Genomic DNA, 16,066 nt, shown 5'->3' with positions numbered 1-16,066 from the left:
CAGAGTGTTGTTCCTGTATAATCAAAAGTAATGCAAAAGAAAGGAATGGAGATACGGTATGGAGCATGAGGAAGAGATTGGGCTGGAATCCTTAAACGGTCTGGTGACAAGTGAACTGAAGTGGTATGTATTTGATCTGATTATGGAACGGTTAAAACTGGATAAAATAGATGAGTGCAGATACAGTATAGAGAAAGAAGAAAAAGATAGGACCAGCTTTTATATTAAGGATGGAACCATTCTGGTTTCCGGTAAAGATGGTGGGGATTTAAAAGTCTATGAAAATTTATACCTGGCAGTCTGCGATTTTTTCAATCGGGTATATCAGGATGAGGCAAGGACAGAGGAAGCCATTTCCCGTTTTCTTACCAGGACACTTGATCTTCCCATCCTTATGAAAAAGCCCAGCCGATCCTTACTTCAGGAACAGATAAAGGAATGTGAGGATCGGATTGCAGCACTTGATGAGCAGCTGCAAAAGGAAGATGTGAAATCCTTAAGGTCAAAACGCAAACTGGATGGAATCTATCTGGAAGGGCTGAAAGCAAAACTTTCCGGACTTCATTAAAATTAAATTGATTTATGTGAATAAAAACAATGGTATGGGTGATAATAGAATTATACCAAAGATAAGTGAATACTTATCCTCCCCTTTTTAATACCCCATGTGCGGCAAAGGCGTCGCATGTGGGGTATTTTTTATGGGAAAGACAAAGATGCTTGAAAAACAGGAGGATAACTGATATACTCTGACTAAAAATGCCAATTACCGTGCATTACATGTATGAAAGGTAAATGAAATGAATGAAGAAAAAACCAACAGACTGCGCTGGTTCTGGGGTACCCTGTCCCTTCAGAAGAAAATAAATTATATTACAGCCAGTGGCGCAGCTGTAATCATACTTTCAATTCTTGCTAATTTTATGGTAGCAGGGTTTGGTATGAGGGGATTTAGTACTGTTTTAAGAAGCAACTCACAGAGCCTGGCATTTTGGTCTGCCATGGAAAATGAAAAGAATGCATTTGCTTCCTATATAAGAGAGGAAACGAAAGACAGCCGTGACGTATACGAGAAGGCCTGTCAGGATACAAAAAAAGCAGTGGATCAGCTGCCTTATGATTACAAAAAGACAGGCCGGTATCAATATGCGAAAGTATGGTCCATTCGTAATATGTATGAAAATTACTCTGGGTACCGGGATAAATTCCAACTGCTTACCAGGGAGGATCCGAACTATACGGAGCAGCTTTATACCATATACCGGCTACAGGGATATCTGACAACTCATGCAGGACAACTGGAGCAGATGACTGTAAAGCAGGGGAGCGAGAGCTATGAAAGAAACCGTTATTTATTGGTAATTGTTCCTGCAGCAAGCCTTTTGTGGGGAGGAGCCTCCCTGCTGTTTGTAAAACTTCTAAACAGTTCCATTCATCGAAGCATTATAAAACCTGTGGTGGAGCTGGCAGAGGATTCGTCCAGGATTGGTAAAAACGATTTTTCCGGTGAGGAAGTGAAAACGGAAGGAGATGATGAGATTGCCAGGCTGGTACGTGCTTTTACTGCTATGAAATCCTCAACCCGCGGATATATCAGTGCTCTGACTGAGAAACATGAAATGGAAAAACAGCTTGATGAGGTCAGACTGCAAATGCTTAAAAACCAAATTAATCCGCACTTCCTTTTTAATACGTTAAATATGATTTCCAGCATGGCTCAGATCGAAGATGCACTAGTCACTGAAAAGATGATTTCTGCCCTTAGCAGTCTGTTCCGCTATAATTTAAAATCCACAGATTCAGTCATGCCTCTGGAACGGGAATTAAAAGTTGTCCAGGATTATATGTATCTGCAGCAGATGCGTTTTGGACAGCGATTTCAGTATATGACTGATATAAGCCCCCAGACACTGGATATTCTGATTCCTTCTTTTTCACTGCAGCCCTTGGTTGAAAATGCGGTTTTACATGGACTTTCCAAAAGAAGCAGGGGAGGGAAGATCCTGATCCGGACCTGGCTCAGGGATAAGAAACTGGTAATTTCAGTGGCCGATACGGGAGAGGGAATTGACAAAGAAAGACTGGAAGAGATCCGCAGCTCATTAAGAGACGGGGAAGAAAAAAAGAATGGAATCGGTGTGGGAAATATTTATCGGAGAGTCCATGGGATGTATGGGGATGGGGAAGTTTTTATATTCAGTACTCCTTTAAAAGGAACAGCCGTGCAGCTTTCCTTTACACCGGATTACCATAAGAATTCATAGGGAGGCAGAGGCATGTATCGTATTTTACTGGCAGATGATGAACAGATTGAACGTATGGCACTGGCGAGAAGACTCACCAGGCATTTTGGTGACAGCATAGAAATCAGTGAAGCGGTAGATGGAGCAGATGCAGTGGCTGTATTTAAGCGGGATAATTGCCAGATCGCCATATTGGATATCGCCATGCCGGAATTAGACGGTGTAGAGGCAGCAGAACAAATCAGGCATCTGAGCAGGGACTGCGTTATTATTTTTCTTACTGCTTACGACGAATTTTCTTATGCAAAACGGGCCATTGTTATAAGGGCGCTGGATTATCTTTTAAAGCCATGCGAAGAGGAAGAACTTCTTGCTGTCATGGAGGAAGCCATGCGCCTGGCAGATCAACAGGATAAGGGAAAATCTGGTGCAGATGGAGAAAATGACAGCTCTGAGTTTTCCGAAACAGATTCCGAGTTTTTAGAACTGGCGGATGGGGATCCCAAAAGTGAAGTGGCAGCACGAATACTTGAGTTTATTAAAAATAACTATAGTAAGGAAATTTCCATGCAGGACGCGGCACGGATGCTTCATTATTCGGATGCTTATTTTTGCAAACTGTTTAAGCAGTGCTTTGACCAGAATTTTACTACTTATTTAACGAAAGTCCGAATCAATGAAGCAAAAAAATTACTTATGAACAAAACTGCCAGTGTAAAAGATGTGAGCATGCAGGTAGGATATTACGATTCTAACTATTTTGCTAAAGTGTTTCGCAGACTGACAGGGCAGCTTCCTTCTGAATTTCGTGATAGTCAGAATATACAAAAATAAGATGTTTTATTTATGCAAATTGGCAAAAGCTCCAAGGAGGATGTTAAAATATTCTCCCTGGAGGACAATTCTCTTCGGTACAAAAAAAAGCTTCAGGTTATATAATTGAGAAAGCATTAAGGCAGGCATTGCCCCTTTACTGATTTACTCAATCATATTACCCGGGGCTTATTTTTTTGCCGTAATCGATCTTAAATGAGTGGGAAGGAAGAAAATTATATGAAGAAATTCTTAAAAAGACTGGCAGCAGGCATTCTGGCAGCAGCAATGGCAGTGGGACTTAGCGGCTGTGGCACGGCCACTTCCGGCAAACGTATCATCAGGATCTCTCATGCCCAGTCTGAAACACATCCGGAGCATTTAGGGCTTCTTGCATTTAAACAGTATGTGGAGGATCGTCTGGGAGACAAGTATGAGGTACAGATTTTCCCCAATGAGCTTCTTGGGTCTGCCCAAAAAGCAATCGAGCTTACACAGACAGGAGCAATCGATTTTGTTGTGGCAGGTACTGCAAATTTAGAAACATTTGCAGATGTTTATGAAATTTTCAGTATGCCGTATCTGTTTGATTCCGAGCAAGTGTATCGCTCCGTTATGGAAGATACGGACTATATGCAGAAAGTTTATGCTTCCACAGACGAAGCCGGGTTTCGGGTTGTTACCTGGTACAATGCAGGAACCAGGAATTTTTATGCAAAGACACCAATTCGCACTCCGGATGATTTAAAGGGGAAGAAGATACGTGTTCAGCAAAGTCCTGCCAGTGTAGCAATGGTAAATTCTTTTGGAGCGGCAGCAGCACCTATGGGATTTGGTGATGTATACACAGCGATCCAGCAGGGCGTTATTGATGGAGCGGAAAATAACGAGCTGGCTCTGACCAATAACAAGCATGGTGAAGTAGCAAAATATTATTCCTACAACAAGCATCAGATGGTACCAGACATGCTGGTAGGCAATTTAAAGTTTTTAAACAGCTTAAGCCCTGAAGAATATCAGGTTTTTGAAGATGCAGCCAAATATTCCACAGAGGTAGAACTTGCTGAATGGGATAAAAGTATTGATGAAGCAAGGGAGAAAGCAAAAACAGATATGGGTGTGGAGTTTATTGATGTGGATGTAGAGGCATTCAAAGAAAAGGTGCTTCCACTTCATGAAAAAATGCTCAGTGAAAATCCAAAAATCAGAGATTTATATCAGCATATTCAGGATGAAAATAATAAAAATAAAGGAGGACAATAAAATGTCAGTGATGCATCAGGTAAAAGACTGGATCATGAAGGCTCTGGGAGCCGTTATTATTGTTCTTTTTGCAGCTATGACGGTAATTGGCAGTTATCAGATTATTACCAGATATTTTTTTAACAGACCAAGTACTATTTCAGAAGAGCTGCTGACTTATTCATTTACATGGATGGCTTTGTTCGCCTCTGCCTATGTATTTGGAAAACGGGATCATATGAGAATTGGATTTCTGGCCGATAAATTAACCGGTACTCCTAAGAAATGGTTAGATGCTGCCATTGAAATTCTGGCATTTGTCTTTGCCGGAGTCGTGATGGTATATGGCGGAAGTTCCATTACAAAGCTTACAATGATTCAGACAACGGCATCCTTACAGATTCCCATGGGATATGTGTATGCAGCAGTCCCGGTTACAGGTGTGTTGATTATGTTATTTTGTCTGGTAAATGCAATCGATCTGCTGCATGCGGATTACAAAGAAAAGGAGGAAGCATAAATGAATATTTCCATACTTTGCGGACTGATCATTTTAGTGGTCCTTGTGGTCCTGCTTTTATTAGGCGTGCCAGTTGCCGTTGCACTTGCTGTTTCATCCATATGTGCCATTCTGCCCATCTTGAATACTGGCGCAGCAGTGCTCACAGGAGCTCAGAGAATTTTCTCCGGAATCTCCATATTCAGTCTTCTGGCAATTCCGTTTTTTATATTGGCAGGTAATATTATGAACAAAGGAGGCATAGCAATCCGCCTCATTAATTTCGCAAAACTTTTTACAGGAAGAATACCAGGATCCCTTGCTCACACAAATGCTGTGGCTAACATGCTGTTTGGTTCTATCTCAGGATCCGGAACGGCAGCCGCCTCTGCGATGGGAGCAATCATTGGTCCGATTGAGGAGGAGGAAGGCTATGACAGAGACTTCTCTGCAGCTGCAAACATTGCCACTGCACCAACCGGGCTGTTAATCCCACCAAGCAATGTTATGATTACGTTTTCCCTTGTCAGCGGAGGAACCTCTGTTGCTGCCCTTTTTATGGCAGGCTATATTCCAGGTATCTTATGGGGACTTGCCTGTATGGTGGTTATTTATTTTCTTGCTAAGAAAAAAGGATATCAAAGTAACAAACGCTTCACAACTCAGGAAAAAATCCGTGTGTGCCTTCAGGCGATTCCCTGTCTCCTTATGATTGTAATTGTAATTGGAGGAATTATCGCAGGAGTTTTTACGGCTACAGAAGGAAGTGTGGTATCCGTAGTTTACAGTTTAATTTTATCTTTATTCTTTTATAAGTCATTAAAGCTTTCAGAACTTCCAAAACTGTTTTTGGAAAGTGCACAGATGACAGGAATTATTATATTTTTAATTGGTGTTTCCAGCATTATGAGCTGGGTTATGGCATTTACCGGCATACCAACTGCAGTCTCAGAAGCAATGCTGGGAGTCAGCAGCAATCGCTATGTTATCTTATTCATTATAAATATCTTACTCCTTCTGGTAGGAACCTTTATGGATATGACACCAGCCTGCCTGATTTTCACACCAATCTTTCTGCCAGTCTGCCAGGCACTTGGAATGAATACCATACATTTTGGTATCATGATGATCTTTAATTTATGCATTGGAACCATAACACCTCCTGTTGGAACAACCCTGTTTGTAGGTGTAAAGGTAGGGGAGACAAAGATTGAAAATGTAATCAGGACATTACTGCTTTATTTTGCGGCAATTTTTATCGTACTTCTTATGGTATCGTATATTCCAGCATTGTCCTTATGGCTGCCGGGACTTCTTGGATATGTATAAAATTTGATAAGTGTAAGCTGCCTTCGATTCCTTTTTCCTCAGGATGGAAGGCAGTTTGTATTTTTCTTAAAAGCTGCATTGCAAAATTTTTCAATATGTTATATACTGTTTGATGGAGTATTACAAGAAAGAACAGACAAAAGGATGGTTTTAATCATGACTATTTTAGAAAATTGGAGAAATCTGGCATACGGCGAAGGTCTGGATGATAAAGAAAAAGAAGAATTATGGACCCAGTATTTTAAGGTTGAAAAAGGAATTTACGAACATATTCTGTCTAAGCCGGAAGAAGTAGTGGAAGGAACCGTTGAAGAACTGGCTAAGAGATATGGCACAGACGTGCAGACTATGACCGGATTTTTAGATGGTATCAATGAAAGCTTAAAGGGTTACGAGAATCCTGTTGAGACGATGGACGAGAATACCGTTGTTAAAATTGAGATCGATCCCGAAAAGCTTTATTATAATATGGTAGAAGCAAAAGCGGAATGGCTCTACAGCCTTCCCGAGTGGGATCAGATCCTGACAGAGGAAAAGAAGAAGGAACTCTATAAGACTCAGAAGGCTTCCGGAACCATTGTAAAAGGTGCTAAAATCGGAAGAAATGATCCATGTCCATGCGGCAGCGGCAAGAAATATAAAAAGTGCTGCGGACAGAACCTGTAATTGTAACGGTTGCTGCGATTGCAGTGAGACAATGAGACAGGAAAGCAGGTACCTCTCCGGGGCTACCTGCTTTGTTTTTCCATTGGGAGAAATAGGGCTATAAAGAAAGGAACTCATAAGTGGAAGCGTATACAAATTTTGCGGAAGTCTACGATCTGTTTATGGATAATATTCCATACGAAGACTGGTGTGGTTATGTGACTGGCCTTTTAAAAGAGCATGGGGTGAAAGACGGCCTGGTTCTGGATTTGGGTTGCGGAACAGGAAGTCTTACAGAGCTTCTTGCAGATGCAGGCTATGATATGATTGGAGTGGACAACTCGGAAGATATGCTTCAGATTGCCATGGATAAGCGGGCGGAATCTGGTAAGGATATTCTTTATCTGCTGCAGGATATGAGGGAGTTTGAACTCTATGGCACTGTGAAGGCTGTTTTAAGTATCTGTGACTGTATCAACTATATTCTGGAATACAAAGATCTGGTGGAAGTATTCCGGCTGGTAAATAATTATCTTGATCCTGGCGGCGTTTTTATCTTTGACCTGAATACGGTTTATAAGTATGAATCGGTGATGGGAGATACTACCATTGCGGAGGACAGGGAAGAATGCAGTTTTATCTGGGATAATTTTTATGATGAGGATACAAAAATCAACGAATACGATCTTTCTCTTTTTATCAGAGAGGAAGAGGATCTGTATCGGAAATATATGGAAACCCATTACCAGAGAGCCTATACCATCGATGAAATTAAGAAGGCATTAAAGGAAGCCGGACTGGAGTTTTTACAAGCATACGATGCTTTTACCAGGGAACCGGTTAAGGATACCAGTGAACGAATTTATCTGATTGCGCGAGAGCATGGAAAGGAGCAAAAAAATGGCTGATTATATTGTAAGGGCAACAGCAGGGGATCATCAGATCAGAGCCTTTGCAGCGACTACCAGGGACTTGGTGGAGCATGCAAGACAGGCCCATAATACCAGTCCTGTGGCAACGGCTGCGTTAGGAAGACTTTTAACGGCTGGCGGTATGATGGGTATTATGATGAAGGGAGAAGAGGATTTACTTACAATTAAGATCCAGGGCAGCGGTCCCATAGAAGGTCTGACTGTAACTGCTGACTCCAAGGGAAATGTAAAAGGATATGCGTATAATCCCGGCGTGATGCTGCCTCCCAATGAATTCGGAAAACTGGATGTGGGCGGTGCTGTTGGAGAAGGCGTTTTAAGCGTGATCCAGGACATTGGTTTAAAAGAGCCATATGTGGGACAGACCATATTGGTTGGCGGAGAGATTGCAGAAGATCTTACCTATTATTATGCCAATTCAGAACAGACACCTTCATCCGTAGCACTTGGCGTTTTAATGAACAAAGATAATACAGTAAAGCAGGCAGGCGGTTTTATTATCCAGCTTCTTCCGGGAGCATCAGAAGAGATGATTGAATTACTGGAAAAAAGACTGGGTGAGATCCATTCAGTGACTTCTCTTTTGGAAGAAGGGAAAACTCCGGAGATGATACTGACCTATATTCTGGGCGGACTTGGACTTGAGATCATGGAGCAGACACCGGTTCAGTTTACCTGTAACTGTGATAAGCAGCGGGTTGAAAAGGCGTTAATCAGCATTGGAAGAAAAGAACTGGAAGAGATGATTGAGGACGGAAAGAGCATAGAAGTAAACTGCCATTTCTGTAATAAACATTATGAATTTACAGTGGAAGATTTATCAGAGTTATACGAGAAAGCAAAATAATCAAAACCATAGAAGCGTCAAAAAGAGCCATCCTAGGATGGCTCCAATCGTAATCATGTGAAACAATATAACTTCTTCCTATATTGAAAAAAGGTACACTGATAAGTCAATGATTATATTTTGATAACGTTTGTAGCCTGTGGACCCTTAGCTCCGTCTACTACATCGAACTCTACAGCAGCGCCTTCATCTAAAGACTTGAATCCATCCATGTTGAGACCTGAGTAGTGAACGAAAACATCGTTACCCTGTTCGTCGGAAATAAATCCGTAACCCTTTTGGTTGTTAAACCACTTAACTGTACCTTTCATTATGATACCTCCAAAACGACTAAAAATTGTACTGTTACAGGATATCTGTAACTTCCCTAAGAATAGCATAAAATGGGTAAGGTGTCAAACATTTTCCACCATAAAAAACAAGAATTCTCTTAAAAAAATGAAACCGAAAAATATGTGGTAAAATCATATGTAATTGTGATAAAATGGGTGAAGATTTTACGTTGGGACAGGAAGGATAAATATGAAATTTAAAAATTTTTGGGGACATTTTTGTACCATTCATATACACAAAATCCGGGTTATGAAAAACTGCTTTCGTGTAGGGCTGATAAAACAGGGCCTGCTTCACGATCTTTCCAAATACAGTCTGGAAGAATTCATACCAGGTGTCTTATATTATCAGGGAAACAGAAGTCCCAATGCTGCAGAAATTGAAGAAAAAGGCTTTTCCAAAGCATGGCTTCATCACAAGGGACGAAACAAGCATCACTGTGAATACTGGATCGATTTCTCCATGGATCCGTCAAAAGGGATGATTGGTTATAAAATGCCTCTTAAATATCTGGTGGAGATGGTCATGGACCGGATTGCAGCCTCTAAGACCTATAAGGGGAAAGATTATTCGGATGCATCTCCGTGGGAATATTACGTACAGGGGAAGGCTTATATGATTGTTGCGCCTGAGACAGAAAAACTTTTAGAAAAACTTCTTATCATGTTAAAAGATGAGGGAGAGAAAAAAACATTTTCCTATATCAGAGAATTGTTGAAAAAAGGGGACTATTAAAGAAATTATGGAATTTCAAATCAGCAGGACAAGACGTCCTTATGAATTTAATATGTGGAAAAGCCATTGGCACCCTTATTACGAACTGTTCTACCTGGTATCGGGGCATTGTAAAATATTTATTAATCACAGCTTATATTATCTGGAACCAGGTGATATGGTATTCATCACACCTGGTGAAATCCACCGGACTACTAATTATTCCAGTCCGGTCAACGAAAGGATTACGTTAAGCTTTGATCAGGAATACTTAAATGATATGTCTCAAAGCTGCGGTTCCCATCTGACAGACTCTTTATTTCAAAATTCCAAAGTCTCCATACCGGCAGGCGGCAGGTCTTACGCAGAAGAATTAATTCAGAAGATGGTTTATGAGGGAGCTGGTCAGGACGGATATTCTCCTATGATGATGAGAAATTATCTATATGAACTGCTGATTTTTCTCTCCAGGTGCCAGGAATCCAGGACGGATGCAGGAAAGATGGAGATAGGAGAAAAAGCCATAGAAGAAGCGGCGGAATATATCTACCATAACTACGGAGCACCCCTGACTCTCAATGAAGTTGCAGAAATGATCCATATGAGCCCTGCCTATTTTTCCAGAAAATTTAAATCAGTCACCGGATTTGGGTTTAAAGAGTATTTGACCAATATCCGGATTCGGGAAGCTGCCCAGCTGTTAATCAATACTTCAAAATCTGTGACAGATATCGCACTTGAATGCGGGTTCGGTGACGGAAATTACTTTGGAGATGCCTTTAAAAAAATCAAAGGTGTATCTCCAAGAGACTTCCGGAAAATGCAGGGGATCCGATAAATGGCTTAAGAAGAAAGATGATCGAACAGGTGGCGGATATAAGCCTGAAGCTTCTCATGATCCTGAAAGAACTTTGGATCATAGGCAAAATAGGTGATCTTATCTTTCCACTGATACTGAAGAACGGGCGTCCATAAAGGAGAAAACTGAGGTACATAGCAGCCAGTCTGCCGGATATAGCAGTTTTTTGCAGCCGCCTTTACCCGCGCTTCTTTGTCCACGTATTCGGCTACACTTTTATGAATGGCTCTGTCTTCATATATGAGATAATAGTAATTTTTATAATCCGGGTAAAAGTATTTCAGCTCTCCCTCATACAGGTCGATGAGAAGGGTGAGCTCTCTGCCGTCTGCTGTTGCCCTGACCATGGAATTGGCTTTTGAAAATCCCACAGGTACAGAAAAACCATTTTCAAGGGTCAGCTTAAGAAGATGCTGCTCCCGTCCCAGTAAATCAGGATTGATAATAAGCTCCTGGTCTGACAATGTAAAATCATGCTCCAGAAAATCCGGGTAGTTTAAAATGGGGAGAATTAAGGGCATACCTTTTAAATCGTCTTCATTATGTAGGATCAGTAAATCAAAAAGGTACTGGTCCCTGGAGAATAAGTAATCTTTATAAACTTCAATCAGCTGTCCGCCGGAATAAAGATCCTTCCGCTCCACACCTAAGAATGCTTCAATGGCTTTCTGCTTCATGCTTGAAAGACCTAAAAGATTCCGGTATGGACGGATTTTTTTATAGATGTCAAGGCTTTCGGTTCCTGAAAAATTGTAGTCAAACCCGTAGGCACGGCAGCGCTTTAACAGATAAGGAATATCAAATCCATCCCCATTAAAATGTATTACCTTTTGAAAGCTTTTAAGAAATTCGAAAAAAGTTACAAGAAGCTCTTTTTCCGAATTCAGAGTATCGGCAAACCATTGAACCAGATTCCAGACCCCGTTCCGATAATAGACGCATCCAATTAAGTAGAGAGTGGAATACTCCCCTGAAAATCCAGTGGTTTCTATGTCAAAGAACAGAAGTTCCTCCCGGTTTCCCAGACGGTGAAGGGGATAGGTTTCTTCAAAGGCTATTTGTTTTTTTAGAGTGATCATCAGCAGTTTCGTCCTTTCTTTTCCCTCCTTATTATAGCCAAAGCTTTCTGGTTCGTCAACGGAGTACAGAATATTTGTTCGATCAATTACTTGCATATCAACTGGCAGTATGCTATGATAAAAATCAGAGAAATGGTTTTACAAAAGTATTTGCAAGGCATAAAAGGAGAACTGCAGAGTGATTTCTTTCGTAAAAGGACCGATTGCCGAGATGACAGGAGACTGTGTCGTAATTGAATGCGGAAACGTAGGATATGAAATTTTCATTCCCCTGTCTGTATTTGAGAAGCTTCCAGGTGTCGGCAGGGAAGTAAAATTATATACATATTTCCAGGTGAGAGAGGATGCCATGTGTCTTTACGGCTTCTTGTCCCGCCAGGATCTAAAGATGTTTAAGCAGCTGATCAGTGTGAATGGGATTGGCCCCAAAGGAGCACTGGGAATTTTGTCTGCCATGGATCCGGATGATTTAAAAAGAGCGGTGGTATCAGGGGATGCAAAGGCTATTTCCAAGGCGCCTGGCGTAGGTGCGAAAACTGCTCAGAGAATTATTCTGGATTTAAAGGATAAGATTGATATAGAAGATATGATCCCAGCTGCCTTTAAAGAGGCGGTCAATGATCTGGGAAAAGAGACCGGAGTCACTGGCGAGGCCATTGATGCCCTCACTGCACTTGGTTACTCTTCTGCGGAAGCCGGACGTGCGGTACGTCAGGTAGAGGTAACGGACACCATGTCTGTGGAGGATGTCTTAAAGGCTTCCTTAAAGCATTTGGCATTTATATAGAATATAACAGGGTATGGCGAAGATGGAGCGTAGAATAATAACCACAGAGTTAACAGAAGAGGATAAAAAGATTGAACCGAATTTAAGACCCAGAAGTCTGAATGAATATATCGGACAGGAGAAGATCCGGACCAATTTAAAAGTATATATTGAAGCGGCAAAAGCCAGAGGGGAATCCTTAGACCATGTATTGTTCTATGGTCCGCCTGGACTTGGAAAGACCACTCTTTCCGGTATTATTGCCAATGAGATGGGCGTGAACATGAAAGTTACTTCAGGACCCGCCATAGAAAAGCCAGGTGAGATGGCAGCTATTTTAAATAATCTTCAGGAAGGCGATGTCTTGTTTGTGGATGAGATTCACCGTTTAAACCGGCAGGTGGAAGAAGTACTTTATCCAGCCATGGAGGATTTTGCCATTGATATTATGCTTGGGAAAGACTCGGCAGCCAGATCCATCCGGCTGGACCTTCCTAAGTTTACTCTGGTGGGAGCCACCACCAGAGCCGGACTTTTGACGGCACCGCTTCGGGATCGTTTTGGAGTTGTTCAAAAGCTGGAATTTTATACACCAGATGAGTTAAAGATTATTGTATCCCGATCCGCAGATGTTCTGGGGGTGGAAATCGAGGAAGAGGGAGCGGTGGAGATTGCCAGGCGTTCCAGAGGTACACCTAGACTGGCAAACCGCCTGTTAAAGAGAGTGCGGGATTTCGCCCAGGTTAAGTACCATGGAGTGATTACCAGGGAAGTGGCAGATTTCGCTCTTGATATACTGGATGTGGATAAATTCGGACTGGATTACAACGACCGCGCGATTCTTACCACAGTAATTGAAAAATTTGCCGGAGGTCCCGTAGGTCTTGATACCCTTGCTGCTGCTTTGGGTGAGGATGCAGGAACGCTGGAAGATGTATATGAACCCTATCTTCTGATGAATGGATTTTTAAACCGGACGTCCAGAGGACGGGTGGCAACGGAACGGGCTTATGGGCATCTTGGTATCCCCATGGAGTCGTAACTGCCTGAATTTTAGAACTTTCCTAACTGTGTAAAGTATGATATAGTAAAGAAAGAGCAAATGATAACAGGGAGAGAACAACATGGATTCCAAGCAATATACAGAAGTTTTGATTGATGGCAAGATTTATGCACTTGGCGGCAGCGAAGAAGAGGGGTATATACAGCGCCTTGCCAGCTACATCAATGAGATGATCATAACTTTAAAACGTCGGGAAGGATTCACGAAGCAGAGTGCAGAATACCAGAACGTTATGATAGAGTTAAATATGGCAGATGATTATTTTAAGGCCAGAGAACAGATAGCAAGGCTGGAGCAGCAAAAAACTGAGATGGAGAAGGAAACCTACAGTTTAAAGCATGAGTTGGTTGCAACTCAGATGAAGCTGGAGGCAGTGAAAACAGAACTGGCTGGATTAAAGAAATCTTCTGGTTCAGACAGGAATGAATAAGGCAGGAGGGGGTGTTTCATGGATTTTCCGTGACCTCCTCCTTTTTATCAATCAGAATTTAATTACTGATAATTTTGGAGGCAGATGTGAAAAAAATAGTTGAGATCCTTGCTCCGGCAGGCTCGTTTGAAAGCATGAAGGCGGCAGTAGCCGCAGGCGCAGATGCAGTATATATTGGAGGAAGCCGGTTCGGAGCCAGAGCATTCGCAGAAAATCCAGGAGAGGACAAGCTGCTGGAGGCGATTGACTATGTTCATCTTCACGGTAGAAAACTCTATTTAACTGTCAATACTCTTATGAAAGAACAGGAGATAAAGGAACTTTTTGAGTACCTTCTTCCTTACTATCGTCAGGGACTTGATGCTGTTATTGTACAGGACTTAGGAGTGCTTTCCTTAGTAAGGGAATATTTTCCAGATCTTCCCGTTCATGCCAGTACCCAGATGACGATTACCGGAGTTTATGGTGCCGGGCTTTTAAAGGAGCTTGGCGCAGAACGGGTCGTAACTGCAAGGGAACTATCTTTAAAAGAGATCCGGCAGATCCACCAACAGGTTGATGTAGAGATCGAAAGCTTTGTTCATGGTGCTCTCTGCTACTGTTATTCCGGTCAGTGTCTTTTCAGCAGTCTCATCGGGGGCAGAAGTGGGAACCGTGGAAGATGCGCCCAGACCTGTCGGCTTCCATTTGATGTAAAAGATAAGGGAAAGACTCTTGGGAAAAAAGAGGAGCGCTACTGCTTAAGCCTGAAGGATTTAAGCACACTGGATCTGATACCCGATATGATTGAAGCCGGAGTCTATTCCATGAAGATCGAGGGACGAATGAAAAGTCCCAGATATACGGCAGGTGTGGTAAGCATTTACCGCAAATACGCGGATCTCTATCTGGAAAAAGGCAGAAGCGGTTATAAAGTAGAAGACGGAGACAGAAAAGTGCTTCTGGATCTGTTTGACAGAGGCGGACAGACAGACGGTTATTATAAAAAACATAATGGCAGGGATATGATAGTATGGAAGGAAAAACCGTCATTCAGGGAGGGGAACAATCAGTTATTTGATATGCTTGACCGTGAATATGTACAAAAGCAGTTAAAAGTACCCGTTACCGGTAAGATTTTGCTTTCAGAAGGAGAAAAGGCTTCCCTGATCCTGACGTCACAGAAGCATCACATTGTGATAGAAGGAGATCTGGTGATGACGGCTTTAAACCAGCCCATGTCAGAAGAAAAGGTGTTAAAGCAGTTGAATAAAACAGGAAACACTCCATTTTTATTTGAAAACCTGGAGGCAGAGATTAGCGGCAATGTCTTTGTTCCTGTTCAGGCTCTGAATGATTTAAGGCGCAGAGGCCTGGAAGAACTGGAGGCAGAGATACTCCGGGAATACAAAAGGCAGTACCCACAAAATGAATCCTCCGGTGAAAGTAATGATGCTTTAAAAGTCCCAGTATCTGAGCCGGCAAAACTTACTGTTTCTCTGGAAAAACCAGAATGTTTTGACGCAGTGGTTTGTAATCCCAATGTAAACAGACTTTATATAGAAGCAGCTCATTTCGAACCGGAACGGTGGAATCAATATGTAAATGTGTGCCATGAAAAGGGAAAAGAGTGTTATCTGACCATGCCTCATATTTTTCGTACAGAAGCGCAGCTGTTCTTCGAACGCCATCAGAACTATTTAAAAGAAGCAGGATTTGACGGTTTTTTAATCCGTTCCATGGAAGAACCGGGCTATTTAAAGAAGACAGGCATAAAAGGAAATCTCATATTTGATTTCGGCGTATATGGAATGAATAACCAGGCACAAAAGATGCTTAAGAACCTTGGTGCAGATGAGATCACCTGGCCGGTGGAATTAAACAGCAGAGAATTGGAAAAGCTAGAGATTCCAGGAGAGCTGTTAATCTACGGTCGTCTTCCAATGATGGTGACAGCACAGTGCATTCACCAGGGAATGGATCGGTGTGATAAGACACCGGTGGAATTAAATATAAAAGATCGTATGGGAAAAGAATTTCCTGTAAGAAACCATTGTGCATTTTGCTACAATTCCATTTATAACACAGCACCCCTTTCTCTTTTGGGATTAAGTGATACCGTGAGTTCTTTATCACCCGCCTCTTTACGACTTCAATTTACAACTGAGGGTCCAAAAGAGACAGAAAGCATTGTTAAGGCTTTTTCAGACGAGTTTCTAAGGGGGAAAAAGGCAGAAATTAATCTGCCGGAATTTACAAGAGGACATTTTAAACGCGGTATAGAGTAGGTGAT

The 16,066-nt window shown here is 41.9% G+C and carries 17 protein-coding genes; 15 read left to right on the top strand and 2 right to left on the bottom strand.

What is annotated here, in order from left to right:
- Positions 1 to 58 precede the first annotated feature (58 nt).
- The 9 genes from ACOAOT_RS10330 to hslO all read left to right on the top strand — a co-directional run bounded on the left by ACOAOT_RS10330 (position 59) and on the right by hslO (position 8,550).
- Positions 59 to 568 (top strand): hypothetical protein, encoded by a 510-nt coding sequence (locus ACOAOT_RS10330; protein WP_420216904.1) that lies wholly within the window; start codon positions 59 to 61, stop codon positions 566 to 568.
- A gap of 232 nt (positions 569 to 800) precedes the next feature.
- A complete protein-coding gene (locus ACOAOT_RS10325; RefSeq protein ID WP_420216903.1) occupies positions 801 to 2,264 on the top strand; it encodes a sensor histidine kinase in 1,464 nt (487 codons plus the stop codon).
- A gap of 12 nt (positions 2,265 to 2,276) precedes the next feature.
- Positions 2,277 to 3,077, top strand: coding sequence for a response regulator transcription factor (locus tag ACOAOT_RS10320; protein ID WP_420216902.1), 801 nt, complete (start codon positions 2,277 to 2,279; stop codon positions 3,075 to 3,077).
- Positions 3,078 to 3,296: 219 nt separating this feature from the next.
- Complete coding sequence (locus ACOAOT_RS10315) at positions 3,297 to 4,319, top strand: TRAP transporter substrate-binding protein (RefSeq protein WP_420216901.1); 1,023 nt, start codon at positions 3,297 to 3,299, stop codon at positions 4,317 to 4,319.
- Position 4,320: 1 nt separating this feature from the next.
- The gene (locus tag ACOAOT_RS10310) at positions 4,321 to 4,818 is read left to right on the top strand and encodes a TRAP transporter small permease (protein ID WP_420216900.1); all 498 of its coding nucleotides are present in this window, start codon (positions 4,321 to 4,323) and stop codon (positions 4,816 to 4,818) included.
- Positions 4,819 to 6,126 carry a TRAP transporter large permease gene (locus ACOAOT_RS10305; RefSeq protein WP_420216899.1) on the top strand — a complete coding sequence of 436 codons (1,308 nt, stop codon included), beginning with the start codon at positions 4,819 to 4,821 and terminating at the stop codon, positions 6,124 to 6,126. It begins immediately after the preceding gene.
- A 156-nt stretch (positions 6,127 to 6,282) separates the two neighbouring features.
- Entirely contained in the window at positions 6,283 to 6,792 is a 510-nt protein-coding gene (locus ACOAOT_RS10300) for an SEC-C metal-binding domain-containing protein (RefSeq protein ID WP_420216898.1), read from the top strand.
- A gap of 119 nt (positions 6,793 to 6,911) precedes the next feature.
- Positions 6,912 to 7,679 (top strand): class I SAM-dependent DNA methyltransferase, encoded by a 768-nt coding sequence (locus ACOAOT_RS10295; protein WP_420216897.1) that lies wholly within the window; start codon positions 6,912 to 6,914, stop codon positions 7,677 to 7,679.
- Positions 7,672 to 8,550, top strand: a complete 879-nt coding sequence (hslO, locus tag ACOAOT_RS10290; RefSeq protein ID WP_104437636.1) for an Hsp33 family molecular chaperone HslO — start codon at positions 7,672 to 7,674, stop codon at positions 8,548 to 8,550. Before ACOAOT_RS10295 ends, hslO begins: the two co-directional genes overlap by 8 nt.
- Positions 8,551 to 8,663: 113 nt before the next feature.
- Here hslO and ACOAOT_RS10285 read toward each other — a convergent pair whose 3' ends face one another.
- Positions 8,664 to 8,861: a cold shock domain-containing protein gene (locus ACOAOT_RS10285; RefSeq protein WP_024295188.1), complete on the bottom strand. Its 198-nt coding sequence runs from the start codon at positions 8,859 to 8,861 to the stop codon at positions 8,664 to 8,666.
- Between the two features lie 211 nt (positions 8,862 to 9,072).
- On the opposite strand from ACOAOT_RS10285, the gene ACOAOT_RS10280 reads away from it, so the two are divergent.
- Both ACOAOT_RS10280 and ACOAOT_RS10275 read left to right on the top strand, forming a co-directional pair.
- Positions 9,073 to 9,618, top strand: a complete 546-nt coding sequence (locus tag ACOAOT_RS10280; RefSeq protein WP_420216896.1) for a DUF5662 family protein — start codon at positions 9,073 to 9,075, stop codon at positions 9,616 to 9,618.
- Between the two features lie 7 nt (positions 9,619 to 9,625).
- The gene (locus ACOAOT_RS10275; protein ID WP_420216895.1) at positions 9,626 to 10,435 is read left to right on the top strand and encodes an AraC family transcriptional regulator; all 810 of its coding nucleotides are present in this window, start codon (positions 9,626 to 9,628) and stop codon (positions 10,433 to 10,435) included.
- 5 nt (positions 10,436 to 10,440) lie between these two features.
- On the opposite strand, the gene ACOAOT_RS10270 is transcribed toward ACOAOT_RS10275, so the two are convergent.
- Positions 10,441 to 11,535 (bottom strand): ribonuclease H-like domain-containing protein, encoded by a 1,095-nt coding sequence (locus ACOAOT_RS10270; RefSeq protein WP_420216894.1) that lies wholly within the window; start codon positions 11,533 to 11,535, stop codon positions 10,441 to 10,443.
- A gap of 178 nt (positions 11,536 to 11,713) precedes the next feature.
- Here ACOAOT_RS10270 and ruvA point away from each other — a divergent pair, with 178 nt between their 5' ends.
- The 4 genes from ruvA to ACOAOT_RS10250 all read left to right on the top strand — a co-directional run bounded on the left by ruvA (position 11,714) and on the right by ACOAOT_RS10250 (position 16,061).
- On the top strand, positions 11,714 to 12,322 hold the full coding sequence (gene ruvA, locus ACOAOT_RS10265; RefSeq protein ID WP_420216893.1) for a Holliday junction branch migration protein RuvA: 609 nt from the start codon (positions 11,714 to 11,716) through the stop codon (positions 12,320 to 12,322).
- 22 nt (positions 12,323 to 12,344) lie between these two features.
- Entirely contained in the window at positions 12,345 to 13,343 is a 999-nt protein-coding gene (ruvB, locus tag ACOAOT_RS10260; protein WP_104437631.1) for a Holliday junction branch migration DNA helicase RuvB, read from the top strand.
- A gap of 82 nt (positions 13,344 to 13,425) precedes the next feature.
- Positions 13,426 to 13,794 (top strand): cell division protein ZapA, encoded by a 369-nt coding sequence (locus ACOAOT_RS10255; RefSeq protein ID WP_170823509.1) that lies wholly within the window; start codon positions 13,426 to 13,428, stop codon positions 13,792 to 13,794.
- A 134-nt stretch (positions 13,795 to 13,928) separates the two neighbouring features.
- A complete protein-coding gene (locus ACOAOT_RS10250; RefSeq protein WP_420219410.1) occupies positions 13,929 to 16,061 on the top strand; it encodes a U32 family peptidase in 2,133 nt (710 codons plus the stop codon).
- Positions 16,062 to 16,066: the final 5 nt, after the last annotated feature.

This window comes from Lacrimispora struthionigena, assembly GCF_048627165.1.
Taxonomy (GTDB): domain Bacteria; phylum Bacillota; class Clostridia; order Lachnospirales; family Lachnospiraceae; genus Lacrimispora.
The sequence above is the reverse complement of the archived record's forward strand: the minus strand, read 5'-3'. Positions and strand labels throughout refer to the sequence as shown.